22 protein-coding genes are annotated in these 23,966 nt (G+C 45.9%); 15 read left to right on the forward strand and 7 right to left on the reverse strand.

Features of this window, described 5'->3' with window-relative positions; all coding sequences use genetic code 11:
• The first annotated feature begins 357 nt into the window (after positions 1 to 357).
• The 3 genes from HFE01_RS02640 (at position 358) to HFE01_RS02650 (ending at position 5,227) form a co-directional block, all read left to right on the forward strand.
• Positions 358 to 3,255, forward strand: a complete 2,898-nt coding sequence (locus HFE01_RS02640; protein ID WP_016820587.1) for a 2-oxoglutarate dehydrogenase E1 component — start codon at positions 358 to 360, stop codon at positions 3,253 to 3,255.
• A 5-nt stretch (positions 3,256 to 3,260) separates the two neighbouring features.
• Entirely contained in the window at positions 3,261 to 4,556 is a 1,296-nt protein-coding gene (gene odhB / locus HFE01_RS02645) for a 2-oxoglutarate dehydrogenase complex dihydrolipoyllysine-residue succinyltransferase (protein WP_017426623.1), read from the forward strand.
• A 140-nt stretch (positions 4,557 to 4,696) separates the two neighbouring features.
• Positions 4,697 to 5,227 carry a YfiT family bacillithiol transferase gene (locus tag HFE01_RS02650; protein WP_016820583.1) on the forward strand — a complete coding sequence of 177 codons (531 nt, stop codon included), beginning with the start codon at positions 4,697 to 4,699 and terminating at the stop codon, positions 5,225 to 5,227.
• A gap of 101 nt (positions 5,228 to 5,328) precedes the next feature.
• Here the strand turns inward: HFE01_RS02650 and HFE01_RS02655 are convergent, their stop codons facing one another.
• The 4 genes from HFE01_RS02655 to mnmL form a co-directional block, all read right to left on the reverse strand.
• The gene (locus HFE01_RS02655; protein WP_167438205.1) at positions 5,329 to 6,333 is read right to left on the reverse strand and encodes an alpha/beta fold hydrolase; all 1,005 of its coding nucleotides are present in this window, start codon (positions 6,331 to 6,333) and stop codon (positions 5,329 to 5,331) included.
• A gap of 25 nt (positions 6,334 to 6,358) precedes the next feature.
• Positions 6,359 to 7,333 (reverse strand): type I phosphomannose isomerase catalytic subunit, encoded by a 975-nt coding sequence (locus tag HFE01_RS02660; RefSeq protein WP_019686638.1) that lies wholly within the window; start codon positions 7,331 to 7,333, stop codon positions 6,359 to 6,361.
• 170 nt (positions 7,334 to 7,503) lie between these two features.
• Positions 7,504 to 8,085, reverse strand: coding sequence for a tRNA 5-(aminomethyl)-2-thiouridylate-methyltransferase MnmM (mnmM, locus tag HFE01_RS02665; RefSeq protein ID WP_107733940.1), 582 nt, complete (start codon positions 8,083 to 8,085; stop codon positions 7,504 to 7,506).
• Entirely contained in the window at positions 8,086 to 9,039 is a 954-nt protein-coding gene (gene mnmL, locus HFE01_RS02670) for a tRNA modification radical SAM protein MnmL/YtqA (protein WP_013370065.1), read from the reverse strand. It abuts the gene before it with no gap.
• Positions 9,040 to 9,346: 307 nt separating this feature from the next.
• Between mnmL and HFE01_RS02675 the strand changes: the two genes are divergently transcribed.
• Together HFE01_RS02675 and trmB are read left to right on the forward strand one after the other, a co-directional pair.
• On the forward strand, positions 9,347 to 9,544 hold the full coding sequence (locus tag HFE01_RS02675; protein ID WP_013370066.1) for a hypothetical protein: 198 nt from the start codon (positions 9,347 to 9,349) through the stop codon (positions 9,542 to 9,544).
• Between the two features lie 104 nt (positions 9,545 to 9,648).
• On the forward strand, positions 9,649 to 10,362 hold the full coding sequence (trmB, locus tag HFE01_RS02680; protein ID WP_016820575.1) for a tRNA (guanosine(46)-N7)-methyltransferase TrmB: 714 nt from the start codon (positions 9,649 to 9,651) through the stop codon (positions 10,360 to 10,362).
• Between the two features lie 44 nt (positions 10,363 to 10,406).
• Here the strand turns inward: trmB and HFE01_RS02685 are convergent, their stop codons facing one another.
• Together HFE01_RS02685 and HFE01_RS02690 are read right to left on the reverse strand one after the other, a co-directional pair.
• A complete protein-coding gene (locus HFE01_RS02685) occupies positions 10,407 to 11,540 on the reverse strand; it encodes an MGDG synthase family glycosyltransferase (protein WP_404925993.1) in 1,134 nt (377 codons plus the stop codon).
• 51 nt (positions 11,541 to 11,591) lie between these two features.
• On the reverse strand, positions 11,592 to 12,119 hold the full coding sequence (locus HFE01_RS02690; RefSeq protein ID WP_013370069.1) for a phosphatase PAP2 family protein: 528 nt from the start codon (positions 12,117 to 12,119) through the stop codon (positions 11,592 to 11,594).
• 599 nt (positions 12,120 to 12,718) lie between these two features.
• On the opposite strand from HFE01_RS02690, the gene HFE01_RS02695 reads away from it, so the two are divergent.
• From HFE01_RS02695 to HFE01_RS02735, 9 genes are all read left to right on the forward strand, one after another.
• Positions 12,719 to 13,957, forward strand: coding sequence for a glycosyltransferase family 2 protein (locus tag HFE01_RS02695; protein ID WP_044785873.1), 1,239 nt, complete (start codon positions 12,719 to 12,721; stop codon positions 13,955 to 13,957).
• A gap of 320 nt (positions 13,958 to 14,277) precedes the next feature.
• Positions 14,278 to 14,775, forward strand: coding sequence for a translation initiation factor IF-3 (gene infC, locus HFE01_RS02700; protein WP_007429515.1), 498 nt, complete (start codon positions 14,278 to 14,280; stop codon positions 14,773 to 14,775).
• A 20-nt stretch (positions 14,776 to 14,795) separates the two neighbouring features.
• Positions 14,796 to 14,996, forward strand: coding sequence for a 50S ribosomal protein L35 (gene rpmI / locus HFE01_RS02705; RefSeq protein ID WP_007429516.1), 201 nt, complete (start codon positions 14,796 to 14,798; stop codon positions 14,994 to 14,996).
• A gap of 52 nt (positions 14,997 to 15,048) precedes the next feature.
• The gene (gene rplT, locus HFE01_RS02710; protein ID WP_007429517.1) at positions 15,049 to 15,408 is read left to right on the forward strand and encodes a 50S ribosomal protein L20; all 360 of its coding nucleotides are present in this window, start codon (positions 15,049 to 15,051) and stop codon (positions 15,406 to 15,408) included.
• A gap of 367 nt (positions 15,409 to 15,775) precedes the next feature.
• Positions 15,776 to 16,813 carry a BMP family lipoprotein gene (locus HFE01_RS02715; RefSeq protein WP_016820568.1) on the forward strand — a complete coding sequence of 346 codons (1,038 nt, stop codon included), beginning with the start codon at positions 15,776 to 15,778 and terminating at the stop codon, positions 16,811 to 16,813.
• Between the two features lie 137 nt (positions 16,814 to 16,950).
• Positions 16,951 to 18,489, forward strand: a complete 1,539-nt coding sequence (locus HFE01_RS02720) for an ABC transporter ATP-binding protein (protein WP_025364391.1) — start codon at positions 16,951 to 16,953, stop codon at positions 18,487 to 18,489.
• The gene (locus HFE01_RS02725; protein ID WP_107733939.1) at positions 18,482 to 19,561 is read left to right on the forward strand and encodes an ABC transporter permease; all 1,080 of its coding nucleotides are present in this window, start codon (positions 18,482 to 18,484) and stop codon (positions 19,559 to 19,561) included. Before HFE01_RS02720 ends, HFE01_RS02725 begins: the two co-directional genes overlap by 8 nt.
• Before the next feature lies 1 nt (position 19,562).
• Positions 19,563 to 20,522, forward strand: coding sequence for an ABC transporter permease (locus HFE01_RS02730; protein ID WP_010349245.1), 960 nt, complete (start codon positions 19,563 to 19,565; stop codon positions 20,520 to 20,522).
• A 258-nt stretch (positions 20,523 to 20,780) separates the two neighbouring features.
• The gene (locus HFE01_RS02735) at positions 20,781 to 21,131 is read left to right on the forward strand and encodes a hypothetical protein (protein WP_017426630.1); all 351 of its coding nucleotides are present in this window, start codon (positions 20,781 to 20,783) and stop codon (positions 21,129 to 21,131) included.
• A gap of 34 nt (positions 21,132 to 21,165) precedes the next feature.
• On the opposite strand, the gene HFE01_RS02740 is transcribed toward HFE01_RS02735, so the two are convergent.
• A complete protein-coding gene (locus HFE01_RS02740; RefSeq protein ID WP_016820557.1) occupies positions 21,166 to 21,606 on the reverse strand; it encodes a GNAT family N-acetyltransferase in 441 nt (146 codons plus the stop codon).
• Between the two features lie 613 nt (positions 21,607 to 22,219).
• Here HFE01_RS02740 and ilvB point away from each other — a divergent pair.
• The gene (gene ilvB, locus HFE01_RS02745; protein ID WP_107733938.1) at positions 22,220 to 23,965 is read left to right on the forward strand and encodes a biosynthetic-type acetolactate synthase large subunit; all 1,746 of its coding nucleotides are present in this window, start codon (positions 22,220 to 22,222) and stop codon (positions 23,963 to 23,965) included.
• Position 23,966 lies beyond the last annotated feature (1 nt).

Genomic DNA, 23,966 nt, shown 5'->3' on the forward strand with positions numbered 1-23,966 from the left:
TTACCGATAACAAGCCTTACGGATAAGTTGTATGTTCTGAAAGCGTTGTTAACTTTTTTTGATTAGGATATCCTTTTATACCACATTCTAATCTTTAAATGATCAAGGCTGCAGAATTACAGAACAACCCGATTCATCTCATTTACGCATGGATATGTTGAGAAAAAGGAAATGCTCATAGCTAGAAAACTTTATACAATGGAAGAGAAATAAGCACTGTGAAATTCGACTTTTGATGATGGATTTCATATAATGTGAACATAGTGTGAATTACTCAAATTAAAGATTTAACAAAACATCAAAATGAAAATGATTTCCGTCCAGCTATGAATTTCAAAATTTGACGGAGGGAACGAGATGACAATGGAAGAGAGCAGCAGACAGGTACCTTGGCAGACGTATTACGGACCTAATCTAGGTTATGTGCAGGACCAGTATGAAAAGTATGTAGCGGACCCCGGAACAGTTGATCCGGCTTACCGCGAGCTGTTTGATCAATGGGGCGAGCCGCCACAATCCGAATATTCGGCTGCTTCCATGATAGACAACAAGTTGCAAGGCCCCCCTACAAGTGCTCTGGGGCACCTTGATTCAAACATATTACAGAAAGCGGTTACAGCGGGCAAAATGGTGTGGAATATCCGTGAATACGGACATTTGGCCGCCCAAATTGACCCACTGGGATTGGATGCAGAGCAGGATACACGTTTGCTTGATCCAGCATCTTACGGTTTAACTGAACAAGACCTGAAGGCTTTTCCAGCCTCTTTAATATGGGATAACGCTCCTGCGGGAACACTGAACGGGTGGGAAGCCATTCAACGGCTACGTGTAGCGTACACAGGACCGATCGCCTATGAATTTAGTCATATTCATAACGAGGAGGAACGTAGCTGGTTGAATAGCTATGCTGAATCCGGTTGGTCCTCCAAGCCGCTCACTACACAGGAACGCAAGTCATTGCTAGGCAGATTGGTAGAAGTAGAACAGTTCGAAGAGTTCTTGCATAAAACATTCGTCGGACAGAAGCGTTTTTCCATCGAGGGTAATGATGTGCTTGTCCCTGTACTCGACGAGATTATTCGTCTAACCACAAATGCAGGAGCAAGTCATGTCCTGATGGGGATGGCGCATCGCGGCCGTCTGAATGTATTGGCACATGTGCTGGGCAAGCCTTACAGCAAAATTTTCTCTGAATTTCATCATTCACCGAATAAGGATCTGATTCCGTCGGAAGGTTCCACGGGAATTAATTACGGCTGGACTGGGGATGTAAAATATCATCTGGGCGCAGACCGTTTTGTAAAAGATGGGGAAGCCGTGCAAGCCCGTCTAACGTTGGCGAACAACCCAAGTCACCTAGAATATGTCAATCCGGTTGTCCAAGGCTTTTCGCGCGCGGCGCAGGAAGACCGCAGTGAAGCAGGCTATCCGAAGTTGGATGTCAGCAAGGCAGCTACCATTATTATGCACGGTGATGCGGCGTTTCCGGGTGAAGGTATCGTAGCCGAATCACTCAATTTCACCAATTTGCGCGGCTTCCGTAATGGCGGTACAGTGCATATTATTGTGAACAATCGTCTGGGTTTTACGACAGAGAGTGTTGATTCACGTTCGACCCGTTATGCTAGCGATCTGGCTAAGGGCTACGAAATTCCGATTGTACACGTGAACGCGGATAATCCCGAGGCTTGTATTGCAGCGGCTCGTATGGCTGGCGAATACCGCAATCGTTTCAAGAAGGATTTTCTGATTGATCTGATTGGTTACCGTCGTTATGGTCACAATGAATCCGATGATCCAGAAACAACACAACCACTAGTGTATCGTAAGGTGAAGAATCATCCGACGGTTAGCAAATTGTATGCTCAAAAGCTGATGAAGCAGGGCATAGTTGATGAAGCATTTAGTACTGCTCTGATTGAGAAGGTGCAAAACCGACTGAAGGAAGCGCATGAGCATGTGAAAAATCAACCAGAAGAGGAACCTGAATTTACAGCTGTGAAGGGGAAAAAAAATCAGAGCTCTCCGGTCCGTACTGCGGTTGAACTGAAAAAGCTGCGCCAAATCAATGAAAACTTGCTCAAATGGCCACAGGCTTTTCATGTATATCCGAAGCTGGAACGAATTTTACAACGTAGAAAAACAGCTCTGAACGAGGGTGAAAAGGTAGATTGGAGCTTGGCAGAGACGCTGGCTTTGGCCACCATTCTAGCAGACGGCAAGCCTATTCGTATGACAGGTCAGGATGCGGAGCGTGCTACTTTTGCTCACCGTAACCTTGTGCTGCATGAGCCCGAAACTGGGCGTACCCATTGCCCGCTGCATACATTGCCGGAAGCGCGTGCTTCGTTCAGTATTCATAACAGTCCATTGTCTGAGGCGTCAGTCCTCGGCTTCGAGTATGGCTATAACGTGTTTTCTCCCGAAACGTTGGTCATTTGGGAAGCGCAATTTGGCGATTTTGCCAACTGTGCGCAGGTTATTTTCGACCAATTCATTTCCGCTGGCCGTGCCAAATGGAGACAGAAATCCAGTCTGGTGATGCTGTTGCCGCATGGTAGCGAAGGACAAGGACCTGAGCATACGAGTGCACGTCTGGAGCGTTTCCTCCAGCTGTCTGCACAAAATAACTGGACTGTCGCCAATTTGAGTAGCGCCTCACAGTATTTTCATCTGCTGCGCCGTCAGGCTGCATTAAGCGAAAGTGAGGAAGCTCGCCCGCTGGTGATGATGTCGCCGAAGAGCCTGATTCGCAACAATCGTGTTGCTTCGCCTGCTTCTGAATTCAGTGAGGGAACATTCCGTCCTGTGTTGGAGCAACCTGGTCTGGGATCACGTCCAGATCGGGTAGAGCGCATTGTATTGTGTAGTGGCAAGATTGCCATTGATCTGGAGGAAGCGTTAGAGAAAGATAAGAACGGGAATGAGGCAGAAGAGCACTTGCATATTATTCGTGTGGAGCAGCTCTATCCTTTCCCGGCAGAGGAAATTCGGAATATTTTCAATCGCTTCCCACATGTTAAGGAGTTCGTATGGGCTCAGGAAGAACCTAAAAATATGGGAGCCTGGAGTTATATGGAGCCTCGTCTGCGAGAGGTTGTGCCACAGGGAGCGGAAATTCGCTACGCAGGCAGACCGGATCGTTCCAGCCCGGCGAGTGGTTATCAGCAAGTACACAGTCTAGAACAACAGCGAATTATTCAATCGGCGTTGAAGCAGGATTCCAAAAACAATATTACACTGGGGAGGTAGCGGCTGTGAGCGACATTATAGTGCCAGCAATGGGAGAATCCATCACGGAAGGGACAATCTCCAAATGGCTTGTGAAGGAAGGAGATTCCGTAGGACAGGGAGATGTTCTACTGGAGCTGGAAACTGATAAGGTTAATCTGGAAATTAGTGCGGAAGAAGCAGGTGTGGTTCAGAAAATCCTTCGTCAGGAGGGGGATACTGTGGTTATCGGTGAAGCTGTTGGCTTGATCGGAAGCGGCAGTGGCGCGGAAGCAACCGGTGCCGGAGAAGCCGCAGCGACCCAAGCGCCTGAAGCGCCGTCCGTAGCAACTTCACCAACTTCCGTAGAAAGCAGCGGTAAGGCAGTAGAAAAGTCTGCGCCGCCAGTTCCCTCCAATAGTGACGGAAATGGTCAGACGGCATCACCATCCGCCCGGAAGCTGGCGCGTGAGCGCGGGATTAATCTGGAGCAGGTACAGGGAAAGGACCCGCTTGGACGTGTGTTCCAGGAGGACGTAAAAACGCATAATGGTGCTGAAGTATCACGTACAGCATCTGTACCTGCGCCTCCCGTTGCCAGCAAGCCTGTGTCACCGTCTCCAGCTCAAACAGAGTACAGCAAGCCTGTGGAGCGGCAGCGGATGTCCCGTCGGAGAGCGACGATTGCCAAGCGTCTTGTTGAAGCACAGCAAACAGCCGCCATGCTTACTACTTTTAATGAAGTGGATATGACCGCCATTCTTGATGTGCGTAAACGCCGTAAAGATAAGTTTAAGGAGAAACACGATGTAGGGTTGGGTTTTATGTCCTTCTTTACGAAGGCAGTGGTTGGCGCGCTCAAGCGCTTCCCTACTGTGAATGCAGAAATCAATGGCGATGATATCGTACTGAAAAAATACTATGATATTGGGATTGCTGTATCTGCTAAGGAAGGTTTGGTCGTTCCCGTTGTCCGGGATGCGGATCGTCTTGGTTTTGCTGAAATTGAGAAGAGCATTGCCGATTTGGCTAGCAAAGCTCGTTCCAATTCACTTTCTCTGGCAGACTTGCAAGGAGGAACCTTTACCATAACCAATGGAGGTATTTTCGGTTCCCTGCTGTCTACGCCAATTCTGAATACACCGCAAGTGGGTATTTTGGGAATGCATAAAATCCAACTTCGCCCGATTGCCATCGACGAGGAACGCATGGAAAATCGTCCAATGATGTATATCGCCTTGTCCTATGACCACCGTATTATTGATGGCAGCGAGGCGGTCCGGTTCCTGGTAACGGTCAAAGAATTGCTGGAAGATCCCGAATCATTGTTGCTGGAAGGATAAAATAAATTAGGCGAGTGTATTTCCTCTGTACGTGCATGACAAAAGCAGACTCTTGCGGGTCTGCTTTTTTTCCTGCATAGTACTAACATAAGGCTATAGGCATTGCAGACATTCAGATATAGAGAAGGGCGGGAATTGTTTTGGACAAAGACTTGCGCTACCCGATTGGACCGTTCGTGGTTCCAGATACCATTACAGAAGAACAGCTGATCACATGGATCGACGACATTGCTGAATTGCCTGGACAACTGCGTCAGGCGGTCGAAGGACTGAATGAGCAACAACTAAATACGCCTTATCGCGAAGGAGGATGGACAATTCGACAGGTTGTTCATCATTTGGCAGACAGCCATATGAACAGTTATATCCGTTTTAAGCTGGCGCTGACCGAGGATACACCGACAATCAAACCCTATGATGAAGGGCGTTGGGCTGAAATACCAGATGCCAGAGAGCTTCCACTGGAACCTTCGTTGCAATTGCTGGAAGGACTGCATGCACGATGGGTGACCATGTTACGCTCGTTAGGGGAAGATCAGCTACACCGAACATTTATTCATCCTGAATCGGGCCAGACGATCCGCCTGGAACGAAACATTGGCATCTATGCCTGGCATGGCAAACATCACATAGCTCATATTACTTCCCTGAAAGAACGAAATGCATGGTAATTAACTCAAAAATGATGTCCTGATGAAATATAAAGGAATACAAAAGAAACCTTTAAAGCCACTTTTATCGTGCTTTAAAGGTTTCTTTTGCTTATTCCTCACTAGGATGATGACTTGGGCGAAGCTGATAAAGAGGGCGCTTCGGAGGCTCTAGAAAAACCGGAAACAGAGGTTGCTCCTGTGTTAATATGACGGTCGAGCCAGTCCACGATGTCACTCATTACCTCGTTACGATTGGTTTCATGCAACATCTCATGGCGACCGTCAGGATAAAGGCGATACTCCACGTCTTGAAGCTTCAGGCTTCGATACATATCCACTAGCGACAACACACCTTTTCCAAACAAGCCCACCGGATCACGATCCCCGGCAAAAATATAAACGGGCAGTTTTGGATTAATGTTTTGCAGCGAGGAAGGCCAGTGGATTTCTTGTAAAAGCCTGAAAAAATCGAGGAAAAAGCCTGTCGTGCAAATAGCTCCGCATAATGGGTCGTGCACGAACTGATCTACTTCCTCAGGATCACGGGACAGCCAGTCGAACGCTGTGCGCACCGGACGAAAGGCTCGGTTAAAGCCGCCAAAGACCATAGCGTTGAGCAGCATGCTGCGATGATCCATTCCTTGCAGTTTGGCTTGCAGTAGGGCAACCTGCTCTCCGAGTTTCAGCAGACTACGTCGTCCGTTGGTCCCTGATAAAATAAACCCGTGATACGACTGCTGATCATCATACATAATTTTCTGGGTTAAAAAGGACCCCATGCTGTGACCCAGTAAAAAACGAGATTGATCAGGGAATTCCTTGGCCGCAATTTCGCCTAGCTCCAGCATGCCTTTTGCCATTCGATTGAATGCATTGGCTCCCGGCATACCGAGCTTATCAGGATCACCAGCTGTGCGTCCGTGGCCGATATGATCGTTGGCATACACACCGTAGCCAGAAGCGGTAAGTTTTTCGGCCAGCCGAATGTAGCGGTAGGACGTCTCACACATGCCATGCGAAACTTGAACGATTCCCTTGACGGGAACATTCTGCTCGGGTAGCCATCGGTAAGCAAAAAGCTCTGTTCCGTCATCTTCAGCGATGGTGAAGGTGTATTCCCGCATGATTAGACATCACATCCTTTAAGCTTTAAGGAAGATAAGATCTAAGTACGGTCATTCCGTCATTCAGTGTGTAACCGCCCAGATTAGCGGGGAGCAGGAAGCAATCTCCAGCTTTACAGGAAAGAGACTCCGTATTATTGTCCCATGTTATGGTTCCACTGCCTTCGCAAATCACAAGGATAGTGAAGCTGTCTTCCGTTGTAGAAAGTGTCCAACTTCCCTCTACGATACCCTTTTCCACAACAAAATACTCACAGGATGCCAGTTGGAGCCATTCTCCAGGCTGCAAGCCGTCCGTTTTCATCGTTGTTGCGCCTGCACCTTCATAAGAAGTTACATTAAGGGAGTCCTCGATGTGCAACTCACGAGGTTTGCCGTCCAGACCGGGGCGATTGTAGTCATATAAGCGATAGGTTGTATCCGAATTTTGCTGAATTTCAGCAACCACAACACCTGCACACAGTGCATGCACGGTTCCAGCGGGGATGAAGAATGTATCGCCTGCTTCAACTGGAACCTGACGCAAACTGCCCATGATATCTCCGCTTTCAAGAGCTGTACGCAGACTTTCACGGGTTACACCTTCGGTCAGACCATAAATAATTTTGGCATCCGGCTTGGCATCAAGCACGTACCACATTTCGGTTTTTCCTAATTCTCCTGCTGGAAGTCCAGCGTAATCATCCGTCGGATGCACCTGAACGGATAAGTCATCGTTGCAATCCAGTAGCTTGATCAAAAGTGGAAAACGTCCGCCTTTTTTCGATACGCCCTTTGCGCCAAGCCAATCCTGTCCGTAGGTCTGGCGGATTTCATCCAGTCCTTTTCCAGCCAGCTCGCCATTGATAACCGTTGTTGTTCCATTTGGATGATCGGCAATCATCCATCCTTCACCAATATGTCCTTCTGGTGGGGTCAGACCAAATTGTTCTAAGGCTCGTCCTCCCCAAACTCTCTCTTTGAACTCAGGTTGAAATTGCAGCGGGTATGGCTTTAGCATGATTTCTCTCCTCCATAATGAGTAATGAGTACGATCTAACAGAATGAGGCAATCAAAACGTGCCGCTGGGTAATAGACCAGGATGAATAGACCCATATGGCGCTAAAAATATATGTAAGGCGGCTAAGAAAGTCGCTCATTACCAAATATGCGAGTTTAACAACCCGACATTATTTCTTTTCAACCGCGACTACGTAAGGCGAAGCGTCTAGTTGTAATTGACGGTAAATAATGCTTTGACCGCTGGAGACTGGGAGGGCAGAAGCCCATTGAAGGACCGCTTCCGCTTCTTCCCTGCCTCCGGCGTGTCCTGGATATAATACGGCAGTCAAAATACCGCGCGGGCGCAGCAAATGCAAGGCAGCTTCAAGTGCGACGAGCGTGCTGTCTGTATGTGTGATGACCGTAAGATCGGCGCCTTCGGACGGCAAGTAGCCAAGGTTAAACATGACAGCAGCCACTTTACCATGCAGCAGATCTGGAACGGCCTCCCGCATTTGCTCATGGCCTTGCAGCAATAGTGATACTTCTGCTAATGAAGAGGAAGAATCTTCTTCTAGCCGACGACGAGCGTAATCCAAAGCTGCCTGCTGGATATCGAACCCATAGACGCGGCCCCGTTTGCCAGCAGCTTTAGCCAGAAACAACGTATCGGCTCCTGTGCCGACAGTGGCGTCTATAGCAGTATCGCCTGGCTGCACCCGCGCAGCTACTAATTGATGAGCATAGCTCAGAACAGACAGGAATCCCATTTAAGATTTCCTCCAGTATTTTCCCTGCCACGTTTCACGTGATTTTAGTTCATTATCAATGCCGTTAAGCACTTCCCATTTTTTAAGCGACCACATAGGCCCCATCAGTAAATCACGTGGTGCATCTCCGGTCAACCGATGAACGATCATTTCAGGGGGTAAAAACTCCAGGGTATCTACAATGAGCTTAATGTACTCGTCCTTTTCCAGAAAGCGTAGCAATCCGGCTTCGTACTGCTTGACCATTGGCGTTTTACGCATGAGATGCAGGAGATGGATTTTGATGCCCTGCACATCCATAGCAGCTACTGCACGTCCTGTATCGAGCATCATTTCATGCGTCTCCTGCGGTAGACCATAAATGATGTGGGCGCACACACGGATATTCCGCTTACGTAGCTTTTCTACAGCATCCAGATAGCACTGAGTATCATGAGCACGATTAATCAGCTCAGAGGTCGATTCATGGACAGTTTGCAGGCCCATTTCGACCCACAGGTACGTGCGTTCGTTCAGCTCGGCTAGATAATCGACTACATCATCAGGCAGGCAATCGGGACGTGTAGCGATGGACAGACCGACAACACCGGGCTGTTCCAAAATAACCTCGAAATATTCTCGTAGTTCCTCAACCGGGGCATACGTATTGGTGTAGGCTTGAAAATAGCCAATATATTTAGCATTGGGCCATTTTAAATGCTGGCGATCCCGAATCGTATTGAACTGGGTGACCAAATCATCGCGGCGACGTCCGGCAAAATCACCTGAGCCGCGTGCACTACAAAAGGTACAACCCCCTTTGGCAATGGATCCATCGCGATTTGGACAAGTAAAACCCGCATCCAGCATGACTTTAAACACTTTATTTTGAAATTGCTCGCGCATTTCGTAATTCCATGTATGGAACCGTTTATCTCCCCACAGGAGAGGAGCAGGCAACAAATCTGTTTTCATGGGAGGACTCCTTTTTTTACGATCACCCTATTGTAACAAAATTCAATCTTAAATGGGAATCACTTGACCAAGAAAGTCATTAAAAAGTGCGGATTTTATCGCTTTCCGGATTGAAAAAGGTTACACAATATGTTATATTGTAAGCGGTACCAGACATATGATAAAAGGACTGTTTTTAATCCTGAAGATAAAAACTTATCAGCCGCTAATGATTATTCTTCAGGGAGGCAGCTATGCTGTTTCTATCGCCTGCTTTAGGGGAAGTGCACGTCGGTTCCATCACAAATAACCCGTGAGGTGATCTTTTATGAATACGCAGGATAAGACGCGTATGGATAAAGTTACTGTTGAGTTAACCTTTGATGAGGCGTTAGCATTGACTGGTGTCCGTTTTGGGCAGGATCGTCAGATTGGAACGGCTGCACGTCAAAAAATCAGAGCCGCTTGCCAAAAGACAATTGATTTTTCACCTGCTGATGGGGTAGACTATGAACAATTAAACTAGTTGGACCCCAATCCAAATATATTGAAAAAGGAATTTCATTTCCGTATCTTCAAGCGGGGGTGGAATTCCTTTTTCCTTGATAACAGAGCATATGGAGGAGTAACATGCGTTTACGCGGAAGAAAAGGAATACGTGAAAGTCTGGAAGAACAGCAAGATCTGGTCATCTTGGAGCCATCACAGTATAAGGGGAATTGGCAGCAGCTTTTTGGTAATGATCGTCCCATTCATGTGGAATTTGGTATGGGTAAAGGGCAATTTATAAGCCAAATGAGCTACCGAAATCCAGAGGTTAACTATATCGGCTTTGATATGTATGATGAGCTGGTTCGCCGTGCTACGGAAAAGTCCCGCCTGGCCTGGAGTGATTCAGAGGTTGTTACACCGCCCAATATCAAATTGGCACTGGCAAACATCGAACAGATCGAGAATGTTTTCGAACCAGGGGAAGTAGAACGCATTTATCTGAATTTTAGCGATCCCTGGCCTAAAGCCAAGCATGCTCGCCGTCGTTTGACGCATCCGCGTTTTTTGGACAAGTATCGTCAGCTTTTGAATAGCAGAGGACAAATTCATTTTAAGACAGATTCGGAGACATTGTTTGAGTTTTCTCTGAATTCATTCGCTGACAGCGGTCTGCAAATGACGAATATTTCGTTAAACCTTCATCGTGATGGAATCAATGAGGAGCATGTCATGACGGAATATGAACAAAAGTTCATGGGTAAAGGTATGAATATTCATCGCGTCGAGGTGCTGATTGGTAAAGACGCTTTGGAAGAGTACGGAAAAACACGGCTTGAAAAATACGGAAAGTAAAAGCAGACAAAATAAATAAAGTAAACAAGACAGGGTGCTTCCTTTTAGGAAAGCACCCTGTTTGGTTCCAGTATATCCAAAATACTCTGTGCGCTCTGAAGAGGATAATATCGCGCTATATTATGAATGTGCTCCTGTCGCTTGCGAACGATTTCTGGAAAATCGTATAGCAGCCGGTTCATCCATTTAACGACAACATCCAGCGAAGTAATCGGTTCTCCGAAGCCTTGAGCCGTAAAATACTGACAATTTTCCTCCTCCTGTCCAGGGAGAGGCTTGTGAAACAGCATCGGAATCCCTTTGGCCAACCCCTCGGTGCATGTCATTCCGCCGGGTTTGGTAATGAGCAAATTCGATACTTCCATTAATTTGTCGATTTCCCGTGTGAATCCGAAAATATGAATATTTGGATGATTAAACCGGGGATCTAGCTCCATTTTACGACGAATTTTATCATTATGCCCCAAACAAAAAATAAATTGAATCTTTTCTCTCCAATCGGTAAGTGAACGATGTATAAATTCGTCATTCATCAGGCCCCAGCCGCCGCCCATAACAAGTACTGTCGGGATGGGTTTAAGTCCAAATTGTTCTCTGATTTCATCGTGCCCTGGATGTTCCCAAAAATTGGGATGCACCGGAATGCCGGTCACCTGGATTTTTGATACGGGTACTCCACGCGCGCGCAGCTTACGCATGACTTCAGGCGTAGATACAAAGTACCGGTCAACCTCAGGACTAATCCATGTTCCATGTGCATCGTAGTCTGTTATGACGGTACACAGCGGGACATGTAGACCTAAACGCTTCAAACGTGAAATGACCGCGCTTGGGATGGGGTGAGTACATACCACCAAATCGGGACGAAGCTGCCGAAGAATATTCCGGGTCTGTGTGTAGAACAGACGGTGCAAAGCGAGCGTTGTAAGACGGTTTAATGATTTTTTGTATTGATGACGGTAAACCAATCCGACTAGGCGAGGCTGCGATACAACAGTCTTTTTGTATGCTGTAATAATAAGCGGGGCCATTCTCGGATTCAAAAAGCTCCCCAGCTCCAGCACTCTTGTCTGCACATCCGGAGAAAGCTTCCGCAAGCTGCTTGAGAGCGCGTAGGCAGCTTGAGTATGTCCGGCACCGAAACCTTCCGATAATAATAACACTCGTTTTTTAGCCACTCTCATTTCACCTGTTCCTGCTGGGATGTTCTCAATCATACCATATCGGCTTTAAGGCCAGAATGCAACCGTTCCTATTGCTGCAGACGTTCCGATGACTGCTCCTGCAAGTACATCCGTGGGATAGTGAAGCCCCAGGTAAATTCGAGAAAAACCTACAATTATCGCTACAGGCAACAGCAACAGTGCTAGCATGGGTGACTGCAGCATAAAAGGAACGGTAGCCGAAAAAATAGCGGTTGTATGCCCTGAGGGAAAAGAATGATCCGACAAGGGATTGCGGAATGTATTCGTACCTGGTAGCGCTAAGTACGGGCGTATCCGCGGATACAGCTTTTTGACGATAGCCACGGGAATGTGACTGACCGCAAGAGCGATAGCTCCCTTCATGCCGGAATCTTTCCATGGATACGGAGCGAGCCACCAAATCAGAAGCGTAGAGGCTATTGTAAAGGTAGCCCCGCCTAAATGTGTGAGATAGTACAGCCAAAAGTTCAAAAAACGGTTGTGTAAGCGCCCGTTGATCCATTTGAACAATCGCTGCTCCAGATTTACAAGTTTTACGACTAGACGTTGCATTTGGTTTCCTCCGGTTGCCGGTTCAGGTCTGTCGGCAAATATTTTGAATCCATTTGACAGAATTAGATCTAAGTAATTATTCTCTTGCTCTCATCATATTTTTAAACGCTGTTCATTTCAAGAATCACCACTTACCTGGTTCAATTCTACACAAAAATGTTAATGGAATATAAGCCGTTTTGTATAACTTTCTTTGCGTTCATCCGTCTAATAAGATAGAGTGATTAGAAGTGGTTGCTAATTGGCCCACAAAAAGGAGGGACCAAAGAAATAAAAAGTTAGCAAATGGATGAAAATAAGACCTAAGCGTCATGAATGAGAGGTCCAGCGCCGCATTCTCGGTTCAAACGGGAATTTGTCGTGTTTTTTTGCTGCTGAGACCCGTTTAGGGGCTTTGACAAAAGATTGAAAACCAACGAAAATCGTAATGGCATTCCTGTGTCAGCCAAAAGGGGCTGCGCAGAGCCGAAAGAAGAAAGCAAGGGTCGGGTCAAAACTACAGAAAAGGCGCACAAAGCGCCGCAACTTGCGCTACACAGATAGAAAACAGACAAACGCAAGATTTTTAAAGGGGTATAAAAAGGGGGTAACAAGAGATCATGTTAGACGCTATTTTTGTGACGCTCCAGATTATACTGGCGTTGATCGCAGTCTATCAGTTTGCATTCTCCTTGTTCGGATTGGTTCGCAAGAAAAGGAAAGAGCAGGCGGCTCCAGAAAAATCATTTGCCATTTTAGTCGCTGCCCACAATGAAGAACAAGTTGTCGGAGCATTGATGGAAAATCTAAAGCAGCTTGACTATCCAAAGGAGCTGTACGACGTATTCGTAATCTGTGATAACTGCACAGATAAGACAGCGGACATCGTTCGTGCTCACGGCATGAATGCATGTGAACGTACGAATCCGAATTTGCGTGGTAAAGGCTATGCTATTGAGTGGATGCTCAAGGAGCTCTGGGCTATGCCGCGTCAATATGATGCCATTGTCATGTTTGATGCTGACAATTTGGCGCATACCAATTTCTTGAGCGAAATGAACAATGACTTGTGCTCAGGCGCCCGTGTTATCCAGGGATACATTGATACTAAGAATCCTGAGGACTCTTGGATCACAGCCGCATACGGGGTATCTTATTGGTACATCAACCGTCTGTGGCAGTTGTCACGTCACAACCTTAATATGGCTAATTTCCTCGGTGGTACAGGCATGTGCTTTGAAACAAATCTGCTCAAGGAAATGGGCTGGGGTGCAACAAGTCTGGTAGAGGATTTGGAATTCACTATGCGTTGTACACAACGCAACGTATATCCAAGATTTAATTACGATGCCAAGGTATATGATGAGAAGCCGTTGACGTTCAAAGCTTCGTCCAGACAGCGTCTGCGCTGGATGCAAGGTCACTTTACGGTTGCTCGTCGTTATTTCTTCCCATTGTTGTGGCAGAGTATCAAGCATAGAAGCCTGATTAAATTCGATATGGCTCTTTATGGTCTGAACGTGTATATCGTACTGTTTACCTTCTTGATGACAGTAGCGATGTGGATAGATATTGCATTATTTGGTGGACCCAATATTGAAAATATCTACGTACAATTCCCTGCTTGGACCGGTTTTGTGGCTGTGGGGCTGAATATTGTTACCTTTTTGATCGCGATGATCTTGGAAAAGGTCACGTTCAAAAAAGTATATTTGTACTTGCTGCTGTTCCCGGTCTATCTGATTTCGTGGTATCCGATTACGTTCTATGCGTTCTTTACACAGAACAACAAGCAATGGAGTCACACCCAGCATACGCGTGTCGTTCGTCTGGAAGAGGTTCAGAGCAAGCAAGGTTAATGGACGATAAAGTAAAACTTTGTGTCCTACAGAGGCTGGGCTTCAACTGTTTTTATAAAAGTGTTGACGACTCAGTAGTAACATGATATGATATTTGAGTATGTTAATTGAAAAGTATGGATTAACAAGTAGAAGGACCGACTTCTCACCTGTCCGGTATTGCCGGCTGGTCATGATCCAATGATTTGTGAATTGAACTTTCATGATGAATTGAGTATCAGACAGGGATGTCGGCTGCATAGTCGTCATCCCTTTTTTGTGCTTAAACACAATACAACAATAACAGGTTCTGGAGGTGGAGGGTTATTAGTAAGGAACATATGATCAATGATGAGATTCGAGTGAGAGAAGTACGTCTAGTTGGTGCAAACGGGGAACAAATCGGGATTAAACCGACTCGTGAAGCTTTGCAAATGGCGATTGACGCAAACTTGGATCTCGTGAACGTGGCGCCTCAAGCGAAGCCGCCCGTGTGTCGGATTATGGATTACGGAAAATTCCGCTATGAGCAACAAAAGAAAGAAAAGGAAGCCCGTAAAAACCAGAAGATCGTTGACATCAAAGAGGTATGGTTCCGTTCCAACATCGAGGAACATGACTACCAAACCAAGTTTCGCAATGTGGTGAAGTTCCTGAATGAAGGGGACAAGGTGAAATGCTCTGTTCGTTTCCGTGGTCGCGAAATTACCCATGCTAATGTGGGTCAAAAAATTCTCGAACGTGTGAAAACGGAAGTTGCTGATCTTTGTACCGTGGAGCGCCAACCCAAGCTCGAAGGACGCAGCATGATTATGATATTGGCTCCAAAGAGTCAATGACAAATTAAGGAGGAAGTTCAATGCCAAAAATGAAAACACATAGCAGCCTTAAAGGCCGCTTCAAAATTACCGGTACTGGTAAAGTGACGCGTTACAAAGCTTACAGAAACCACTTGCTTTCCCACAAATCCAAACGTGCAAAACGCGTTCTGGGTACTAACCCTGAGATGGCACCTGGGGACGTTAGACGTTTGAAACAAGGTCTTGCTAACCTGAAATAGCATAAGCACGGCAATAAATAAAGTATAAACATTATTTGGGAGGTCTTTTGATATGGCAAGAGTAAAGGGCGGATTCGTCGTTCGTCGTCGTCATAAAAAAGTATTGAAGCTTGCTAAAGGTTATTTTGGTTCCAAACACCGCATTTTTAAAACAGCTAACGAGCAGGTAATGAAATCGCTTGTTTACGCATACCGTGACCGTCGTCAGACGAAACGTAACTTCCGCAGACTGTGGATCGTGCGTATCAACGCAGCAGCTCGTTTGAATGGTTTGTCTTACAGCAAATTGATGCACGGTCTGAAATTGGCTGGTGTAGACATTAACCGTAAAATCTTGGCTGATCTTGCAGTCAATGATATTAATGCATTCAACTCTTTGGCAACTGTTGCTAAAGGTAAAATCAACGCTTAATTAAGGCGTGAAAACCACGGAAGTGGTAACAAAGGTGTCCCGAGCAGTACGCTGTGTAGGGACGCCTTTTTTTGTACATACTTAACATTAAAAAAGACTTCATTTTCTTCAAAATACGAATAAATATGACGTATGATGATAGAATGTATGGTTTTTTCAACTTTGTAACGCTTACATTTTTAGAATTCTAAAAAAAATTGACCCAAGGTTATTAATTGTCTAGATTTTAGCCGATCATAATTGTATAATCTCTAAAGTAAGTCTTCTGTACGATCTGTCTCGTCAGTAAATGACATGAAAATGAAATACATTTTCTAAAGAAAAGAGACAGTCCAGGGATCTAACACTAAGGGGGAACAGTATCAGCATGAAGAAATTGTTTAGTATGTCTTTGGTTATGCTGCTGGCGATCTCGGTCATTCTCGCAGGCTGCGGTAACAAAAATCAAGGTGCTTCCAACGCAAATGGTGGAGAAGCAGGCGGTTCTGCCAAAACATCAAATGTCCAACTTGGCATGGTTACAGATGTGGGCGGAGTAAACGACAAATCGTTTAACCAATCTGCTTGGGAGGCACTTCAAGCTATTGAGAAAGAATCAGGCGTTAAAGTTAAATACCTGCAAAGTAAATCCGACCAAGATTATATTCCTAACCTGAACCAATTCGTTAAAGGTGATTTTAACCTGACTTGGGGTATCGGTTTTAATCTGGCGAATGCGATTGGACAAGTAGCAAAAGACAATCCGAACAAAAATTTGGCGATCATTGACAGTGTTGTGGATGCGCCTAATGTCAAATCGGTTGTATTTGCTGAAAATGAAGGTTCCTTCCTGGTAGGGGTTGTAGCTGGTAAGCTTACTAAAACAAACAAAATTGGTTTTGTGGGTGGACAAGACAGCCCGTTGATCAAACGTTTTGAAAAAGGGTTTGAAGCAGGGATTAAGGCTGTAAATCCAAAAGCACAACTGATTGTGAACTATACGGGTGCGTTTGATAAACCGGATTTAGGTAAAGCTGCAGCAGCAACGATCTACAACGATGGTGCAGATATTATTTTCCATGCAGCTGGCGGATCAGGAACAGGCGTATTTAACGAAGCACTTGCACGTAAGCAGCAAGGTCAGCAAGTATGGGTTATCGGCGTAGATAAAGACCAATCCCTTGAGTTTGGTGATGAAGTAACATTAACGTCGATGGTAAAACGCGTAGATGAAGCAGTAAAACGCGTATCCCAAGAAGTAATTGACGGTAAGTTTAAGGGCGGTGTCGAAACACTGGCTCTGAAGGATAACGGAATTGGTTTGGCAGATACATCTACGAAAAACGTTCCTAAAGACGTGCTTGATCTTGTAGAACAATACAAGCAAAAAATCATTAAAGGCGAAATTACAGTTCCTTCGAAATAAGTTAGGTGAAGAACATAAAGGTGGCGACAAGGCTGGTTCATAAGACTAGCCTTGTTCTTACGTCTGGAGTTATAAGATTATAACGGTCAAAATCAGCTCATTGGAGCACATACTATAAAGTGTATAAGGGTGATCTCATGGATGCAGCGACCCCCGTCGTTGAGTTAAAGCAAATTACAAAACGATTCCCCGGCATCGTTGCCAACGACTCCATCAGCATCAAGCTGCATAAGGGAGAAATTCATGCCCTTTTGGGTGAGAATGGCGCGGGTAAATCTACGCTTATGAATATTCTTTTCGGACTGTATCAGCCGGATGAAGGGACCATTGAAATGGGAGGGAACCCCGTACAGATTGATAGCCCAAATAAGGCAATTGATCTGGGGATCGGCATGGTGCATCAGCATTTTAAGCTCGTACAGCCGTTTACCGTAACCGAAAATATTGTCCTTGGGTCGGAGCCACGTAAGGGTCTGAAAATCAATTATAAAAAGGCTGCCGCAGAAGTACAGCGGTTGTCTGAACAATACGGACTTCAGGTAAATCCGAATGCCAAAATTGAGGATATATCTGTTGGTATGCAGCAGCGTGTGGAAATTATCAAAACGCTTTATCGCGGTGCAGATATTCTAATTTTTGATGAGCCAACAGCGGTGCTGACACCACAGGAAATCTCTGAGTTGCTGGACATTATGAAGCGCTTAGTAGCTGAAGGCAAATCAATTATTCTTATCACTCATAAACTCAAAGAAATTATGCAAATTGCAGATACGGTTACGATTATTCGCCGAGGTAAAGTTATTGACACGGTTAAAACATCTGAAACAACACCAAATGAGTTGGCGGAGAAAATGGTGGGCCGTCGTGTGTCCTTTAAAGTGGATAAGAAGCTTGCTCAACCAGGACAAACTGTACTGGAAATGAACAAAGTAATTTCTAAAAACAAGGATGGCATTCATGTTCTGAATGAATTGAACCTGCAGGTCAAGGCCGGCGAGATTTTGGGGATTGCCGGAGTAGACGGCAATGGACAGAGTGAGCTAATAGAAGCTTTGACAGGCTTGCGCAAGGTGGATAGCGGAAGTATCCGTTTGCTCGGAACAGAACTGGCAAATCAGCCACCGCGCAAAATTTCAGAGGCAGGCGTTTCACATATACCGGAGGACCGCCATAAGCATGGATTGGTGCTCGATTTTTCCATGAGTGAAAATATGGTGCTGGAGACGTATTATCAGGCGCCTTACAGTAAAAACGGCTTCTTGAACAAGGATGCTATAGAAAAACAGGCAAAAAGTCTTATCGAGAAGTTTGATGTGAGAACACCAGATATTCATACCAAGGCAAGATCGCTATCTGGCGGGAATCAGCAAAAGGCAATCATAGCGCGTGAAATTGATAAAAACCCAGACCTTCTCATTGCGGCGCAGCCTACACGTGGGCTGGATGTCGGAGCTATTGAGTTTGTTCAGAAACAATTGATTGCTCAGCGGGACCAAGGTAAAGCGGTACTGCTCATTTCTTTTGAGCTGGACGAGATTATGAATGTATCCGATCGAATTGCTGTTATTTATGAGGGCAAGATTGTCGGGGAAGTGCTGCCTGAAGAAACGAATGACCAGGAACTGGGACTGATGATGGCAGGAAGTGCAGTGAAGAAAGGAGTAGAGAATGGCTAACCTATTGAAAATATTCACAAAAGACTCCTTTGTTCTGGCTCTGGTCTCTATTATTCTAGGCCTCATTCTGGGTGCTATCGTGATGTTGATTGGCGGGTATGATCCTATTGTGGCTTATTCCGCTTTGTTTAGCCGTGTGTATGGAGATTCCTACAACTTTGGCGAAGCGATCCGTGAGATGACACCGTTGGTTTTAACAGGCTTGGCATTTGCTTTTGCGGCTCGTGCCGGGTTGTTTAACATCGGTGGTGAAGGTCAGTTTTTGGTCGGGATGACAGCTGCTTCGATTGTGGGTATCAAACTTCATGGGCTACCTGCTATCATTCACGCACCGCTGGCTGTGATCGCAGGAGCAGTTTTCGGAGGCCTTTGGGCTGCGATTGCTGGCTATTTGAAGGCCAAGCGAGGCGTGAACGAAGTTATTACATGTATTATGATGAACTGGATCGGTCTGTATTTGGCTAATTTGGTAATTAATCAGTTCGCACTTATGGAAGGTGAAAATCGCTCTGTGGATATCCAACCTTCCGCTTCTATTTCCATTGATTGGTTGTCCCAGATGATGGGGAATGCTCGAGTTCATTGGGGCACAGTTATTGCTGTGCTGGCGGCAGTGTTTTTCTATATTTTCATGTGGAAAACAAAGCAGGGCTATGAGCTTCGGGCTGTCGGATTTAATCAGGATGCATCCCGTTATGCAGGTATGAATGTAAATCGTAATATCATAAAAGCGATGTTTATTAGTGGTGTTTTTGCCGGATTGGCTGGCGCTTTTGAGGTGCTGGGGGTTTTCCATTATCAATCTGTCATGGCAGGATCACCAGGAGCCGGCTTTGACGGTATCGCTGTGTCTTTGATCGGGATGAATAATCCGTTCGGTGTGTTGCTCGGTTCTGTTTTGTTCGGAACGCTCACGTATGGTTCTGCGGGGATGAGCTTTAGCGCGGATGTACCACCAGAAATTATCCGGGTAGTTATTGGCTCGATTATTTTCTTCATTGCGGCCCAAGGTATTGTGCGTTGGGTTGTGAAGCCGCTCTACTCCAAGCGGAAGAAAGAGAAGGTGTTGTAAAATGAGTTGGTTAACACTTGGTGAATTAATCCATACAACGCTCGTTTTTGCGACGGCGATTATTTTTGCGTCTCTTGGCGGAGTTTTTTCGGAAAAATCCGGTGTAACGAATCTTGGACTGGAAGGTCTTATGGTGTTTGGTGCGTTTGCGGCAGGTGTGGGCGGATTTTATGCTGAGCAAGCAGGATTAGGTGGCACCTCTGCGGCTTGGGTAGGTGTGCTGTCAGCTGCGGTGTTCGGTATTCTGGTTTCGCTAATTCATGCTGTAGCCTCTATTACGTTCAAGGCTGATCAGGTAATCAGCGGGATTGTCATTAACTTTCTGGCAGCAGGTAGTACGCTGTACATGGTTAAGCTGTTATTTGAGGGTGATGGGGACACCGGCCGAATTCAAGGTTTTAACGAGATATCCATTCCTTATCTTGTGGATATTCCGATTGCAGGAAAAGCATTTTTCCAAGCCTATCCAACGACATATCTAGCTATTCTATTAGTTATTATCGGCTACTTTACTTTGTATAAAACTCCGTTTGGCTTGCGTTTGCGTTCAGTAGGGGAGCATCCGGGTGCAGCCGATACAGTGGGGATCAAAGTCAATCGCCTTCGTTACATCGGTGTTATGATTAGTGGTGCGTTGGCTGGGATTGGTGGAGCTACGATCACTTTGACTACAACCAATATGTTCTCACATAATACCGTTTCAGGGCAGGGCTATATTGCTATTGCGGCTATGATTTTCGGTAAATGGAATCCGCTCGGTGCTTTTGGAGCGGCAGTGTTTTTCGGTTTTTCACAAGCCATTCGCAACTATGTGCAGTTGTTTGCATGGTCGCAAAGTATTCCCCAGGAAATTATTTTTATGTTGCCGTATCTCCTGACAATTATTGTGCTGGTAGCGGCAGTTGGACGTTCACGCGCTCCGGCCGCTTTGGGTCAACTGTATGATCCAAGCAAGCGTTAATGACTCATAGACAACTAATGTTTTTAAATACACATATTGGTGTATATGAAAATCTGGTATCTGCATGTGCAGGTACCAGATTTTTTTTACATTGTGCAGGCATTTAAACATACGCTTATGGCTTGAATGGAATAGACTGTGCTATGCAGATTGGACGGACGCTCGGCCCCTGTCAGCTCCAGTCTATTTTGTGGTGGTGGTGAGCTATCAAGGAGCCGTTCAATCTGTCCATCCGTTGAGAAAGAAGGAGGAAATACGATGAAACAGGCAGTAACCAGAAAGCAGGTGGAGAAGCTTGTCGGCAAAGTCATCTTCGCTACACGTAAGGATGGCTCTCGGGTCAGTGGCAAGCTGATTCGCATTTCGGGTAACCGACTGATTCTCCAACCAAACCGTAAGAAAAAAGTAAACACGAAAGCGATTATTCCTCTGGTGCTTTTTGATTTGCTGGCCATCGGCACAGCTCCATACGTGGGTGCCTACGGTGGCTACGGTCCAGGTTATGGAGGACCAGGTTATGGAGGTCCAGGATATGGTCCGCAATATGGACCGTACACAGACGGGGGCTACCCCGGGGTAGGTAATCCTTTTTACCCTAACTTTTTTTAGTTTTACAAAATCTTGAGCCCGAAAACTATACTTTTCACAGTGACTTTTCGAGTTCGTGACATCGGCTTAGAGCCACGTATCGTAGCATATGATATTGATGACGTAGATAAAAATGGATCCCTCGCACATTGTCTTCGTCCACCATCACTTTAGCCCGCTTGCAACGTCGCAATCGGCCATATTGCTCGGCATACTCCAGCAACTTTTTTCCGTATCTTTTACCTTGCTGAGCCGAAGAGATTGCGATCAAATCAATGTATAATAGTTCTCCATGCAGCATAACATGAATGAAGCCAACAACCTGTGCATTATCCGGTCTGCAAGCTACAAAAGTGATGCCCCGGTTTAAGCGCCGGGGTAATTCTTTGCGTATTTGATCCATTTCCTGGGCACTTAAATGCGATAGGGGGACAAGCTCTTGCTCGATTAGACGAAAGATCATTTTGTCATCTTGGGCGCATCGTTTGCGAATCATAAACGGGCCTCCTTTTTTACCCTTTTAACAAGATATGTCATGGCTTCGGAGGAGTACAAAGTCTCACTGTGCGGTCTTTTTTATCATATGCGGGCACCTCTTACAAGCGTGCGACTCAAAGGTGCTTAAGAAGAGAAACATAAATTTTTATGAAATATGGGTATTGACTATCCCAGATGGGGGACATATAATGTGTCTAAACATTTGAAAGAATGACATGAACACAACGGCAATGAAGAGGACGAAGTGATTAGGGCTCTTTTGTTCAGAGAGTGAGGCATTAGCTGCAAGCTTCACCAAAATCCCTTTTTAACGAGCTCACCTTGGAGCTGTTTTCCTGAAAAGTATTTGGGCCCAATGATATTAACGGTGCGCTGAATCGCCTATTAGGGAAAATCGTACGGTCTACGTTACAGACGTCAGATATGGAGATCCTTTGTGATTTCTGTACCTACTAAGGTTCGATATTGCAAAATATCGGGCAAACACGGGTGGTACCACGGAAGCTACAGCCTTTCGTCCCTCAGTAACAGCAAGTCTGTTCTAGGGATGAAAGGTTTTTTTGTTTTCACAAATGTCAGCTGTATGTAAATTTTGTAAAGGAGGATGACCAATGAGTGCACAAATTCCTGAAGTTAGGTCAACCGATGAATTACGTGAAAAGTGGATGAAACCTGAAGTGATTACAGGTTCGGAAATTTTACTCCGTAGCCTTTTGCTGGAGGGAGTGGATTGTGTCTTCGGATATCCTGGTGGTGCGGTGCTTTATATCTATGATGCCATGTACGGCTTCAAGGATTTCAAGCATGTCCTCACTCGTCACGAGCAAGGAGCTATTCATGCGGCAGATGGTTATGCACGGGCAAGCGGTAAAGTTGGTGTCTGTATCGCGACTTCCGGACCTGGAGCAACAAACTTGGTAACTGGCATTGCGACGGCTTATATGGATTCGGTGCCGTTGGTGGTCATCACGGGCAACGTTGTATCTTCCCTGATCGGTACAGATGCTTTCCAGGAAGCTGATATCACGGGAATTACAATGCCGATTACGAAGCACAGCTATCTGGTGAGAGATGTAGAGGATCTGCCGCGAATCATCCATGAGGCATTTCATATTGCCAACACAGGCAGAAAAGGACCAGTACTGATTGATATTCCGAAGGATGTCTCCGCAGCCCAGACGTTGTTTGTTCCACAGACGGAACCTGTGACCATGCGGGGTTACAACCCGAAAGTGTTGCCCAACAAAATTCAACTAGACAAGCTGACGCAAGCTATTGCCGAAGCAGAACGTCCATTCATTCTGGCAGGTGGTGGAGTTGTATACTCCGGCGGACATGAAGCACTTTACGAGTTTGTTCGTAAAACGGAAATTCCAATTGCGACAACATTGCTTGGATTGGGAGGATTCCCAAGTGGACATGAGCTCTGGACAGGGATGCCGGGAATGCACGGAACATACACTTCCAACCAGGCGATTCAGCAGTCAGATTTACTGATCTGTATCGGTGCCCGCTTTGATGATCGGGTGACTGGCAAGTTGGATGGATTTGCTCCTCAAGCAAAGATCGTACACATTGATATCGACCCTGCGGAGATTGGAAAAAATGTTGCCGCGGATATTCCAATCGTAGGCGACGTGAAGGCAGTTTTGGAATTACTGAATCAGGATGTGAAACGCGCAGACCTGGCAGATGCATGGAGAGCGCAAATTCAGCAATGGAAGGCAGAGAAGCCTTATTCTTATAAGGATTCTGAAACGGTGCTTAAGCCACAATGGGTTATCGAATTGTTGGATAAAACGACCAAGGGCGGAGCAATCGTTACGACGGACGTAGGACAACATCAAATGTGGGCAGCACAGTATTACAAATTCAATCAGCCACGCTCATGGGTTACCTCGGGTGGACTGGGTACGATGGGATTTGGTTTCCCTTCTGCCATCGGCGCTCAGATGGCCAATCCCGACAGATTGGTAATATCGATTAACGGAGACGGCGGTATGCAGATGTGTTCGCAGGAATTAGCCATCTGTGCAATCAATAACATTCCGGTCAAAATCGTAATCATCAACAACCAGGTACTTGGGATGGTTCGCCAATGGCAGGAATTGATCTATGACAATCGGTACAGTCACATTGATCTGGCTGGAAGCCCGGATTTTGTGAAACTGGCCGAAGCATACGGTGTCAAAGGGCTGCGTGCTACGAATAAGGAAGAAGCACGTCGGGCTTGGCAGGAGGCGCTTGATACACCCGGACCGGTCGTTGTCGAGTTTGTAGTCAGCAAGGAAGAAAATGTATATCCGATGGTGACGCAAGGTTCGACCATTGATCAAATGCTGATGGGGGACGAGTAAA

Source organism: Paenibacillus sp. EKM10P (genome assembly GCF_011800655.1).
Classification (GTDB): domain Bacteria; phylum Bacillota; class Bacilli; order Paenibacillales; family Paenibacillaceae; genus Paenibacillus; species Paenibacillus polymyxa.

Bases quoted from the DNA above. Each gene is read 5' to 3' on its own strand.
- HFE01_RS02640 (WP_016820587.1), top strand. From the start codon at position 358: ATGACAATGGAAGAGAGCAGCAGACAGGTACCTTGGCAGACGTATTAC.
- HFE01_RS02655 (WP_167438205.1), bottom strand. From the start codon at position 6,333: ATGCGGGAATACACCTTCACCATCGCTGAAGATGACGGAACAGAGCTT.
- HFE01_RS02660 (WP_019686638.1), bottom strand. From the start codon at position 7,333: ATGCTAAAGCCATACCCGCTGCAATTTCAACCTGAGTTCAAAGAGAGA.
- mnmM (WP_107733940.1), bottom strand. From the start codon at position 8,085: ATGGGATTCCTGTCTGTTCTGAGCTATGCTCATCAATTAGTAGCTGCG.
- mnmL (WP_013370065.1), bottom strand. From the start codon at position 9,039: ATGAAAACAGATTTGTTGCCTGCTCCTCTCCTGTGGGGAGATAAACGG.
- HFE01_RS02675 (WP_013370066.1), top strand. From the start codon at position 9,347: ATGAATACGCAGGATAAGACGCGTATGGATAAAGTTACTGTTGAGTTA.
- trmB (WP_016820575.1), top strand. From the start codon at position 9,649: ATGCGTTTACGCGGAAGAAAAGGAATACGTGAAAGTCTGGAAGAACAG.
- HFE01_RS02690 (WP_013370069.1), bottom strand. From the start codon at position 12,119: ATGCAACGTCTAGTCGTAAAACTTGTAAATCTGGAGCAGCGATTGTTC.
- HFE01_RS02695 (WP_044785873.1), top strand. From the start codon at position 12,719: ATGTTAGACGCTATTTTTGTGACGCTCCAGATTATACTGGCGTTGATC.
- infC (WP_007429515.1), top strand. From the start codon at position 14,278: ATGATCAATGATGAGATTCGAGTGAGAGAAGTACGTCTAGTTGGTGCA.
- rpmI (WP_007429516.1), top strand. From the start codon at position 14,796: ATGCCAAAAATGAAAACACATAGCAGCCTTAAAGGCCGCTTCAAAATT.
- rplT (WP_007429517.1), top strand. From the start codon at position 15,049: ATGGCAAGAGTAAAGGGCGGATTCGTCGTTCGTCGTCGTCATAAAAAA.
- HFE01_RS02715 (WP_016820568.1), top strand. From the start codon at position 15,776: ATGAAGAAATTGTTTAGTATGTCTTTGGTTATGCTGCTGGCGATCTCG.
- HFE01_RS02720 (WP_025364391.1), top strand. From the start codon at position 16,951: ATGGATGCAGCGACCCCCGTCGTTGAGTTAAAGCAAATTACAAAACGA.
- HFE01_RS02725 (WP_107733939.1), top strand. From the start codon at position 18,482: ATGGCTAACCTATTGAAAATATTCACAAAAGACTCCTTTGTTCTGGCT.
- HFE01_RS02730 (WP_010349245.1), top strand. From the start codon at position 19,563: ATGAGTTGGTTAACACTTGGTGAATTAATCCATACAACGCTCGTTTTT.
- HFE01_RS02735 (WP_017426630.1), top strand. From the start codon at position 20,781: ATGAAACAGGCAGTAACCAGAAAGCAGGTGGAGAAGCTTGTCGGCAAA.
- HFE01_RS02740 (WP_016820557.1), bottom strand. From the start codon at position 21,606: ATGATTCGCAAACGATGCGCCCAAGATGACAAAATGATCTTTCGTCTA.
- ilvB (WP_107733938.1), top strand. From the start codon at position 22,220: ATGAGTGCACAAATTCCTGAAGTTAGGTCAACCGATGAATTACGTGAA.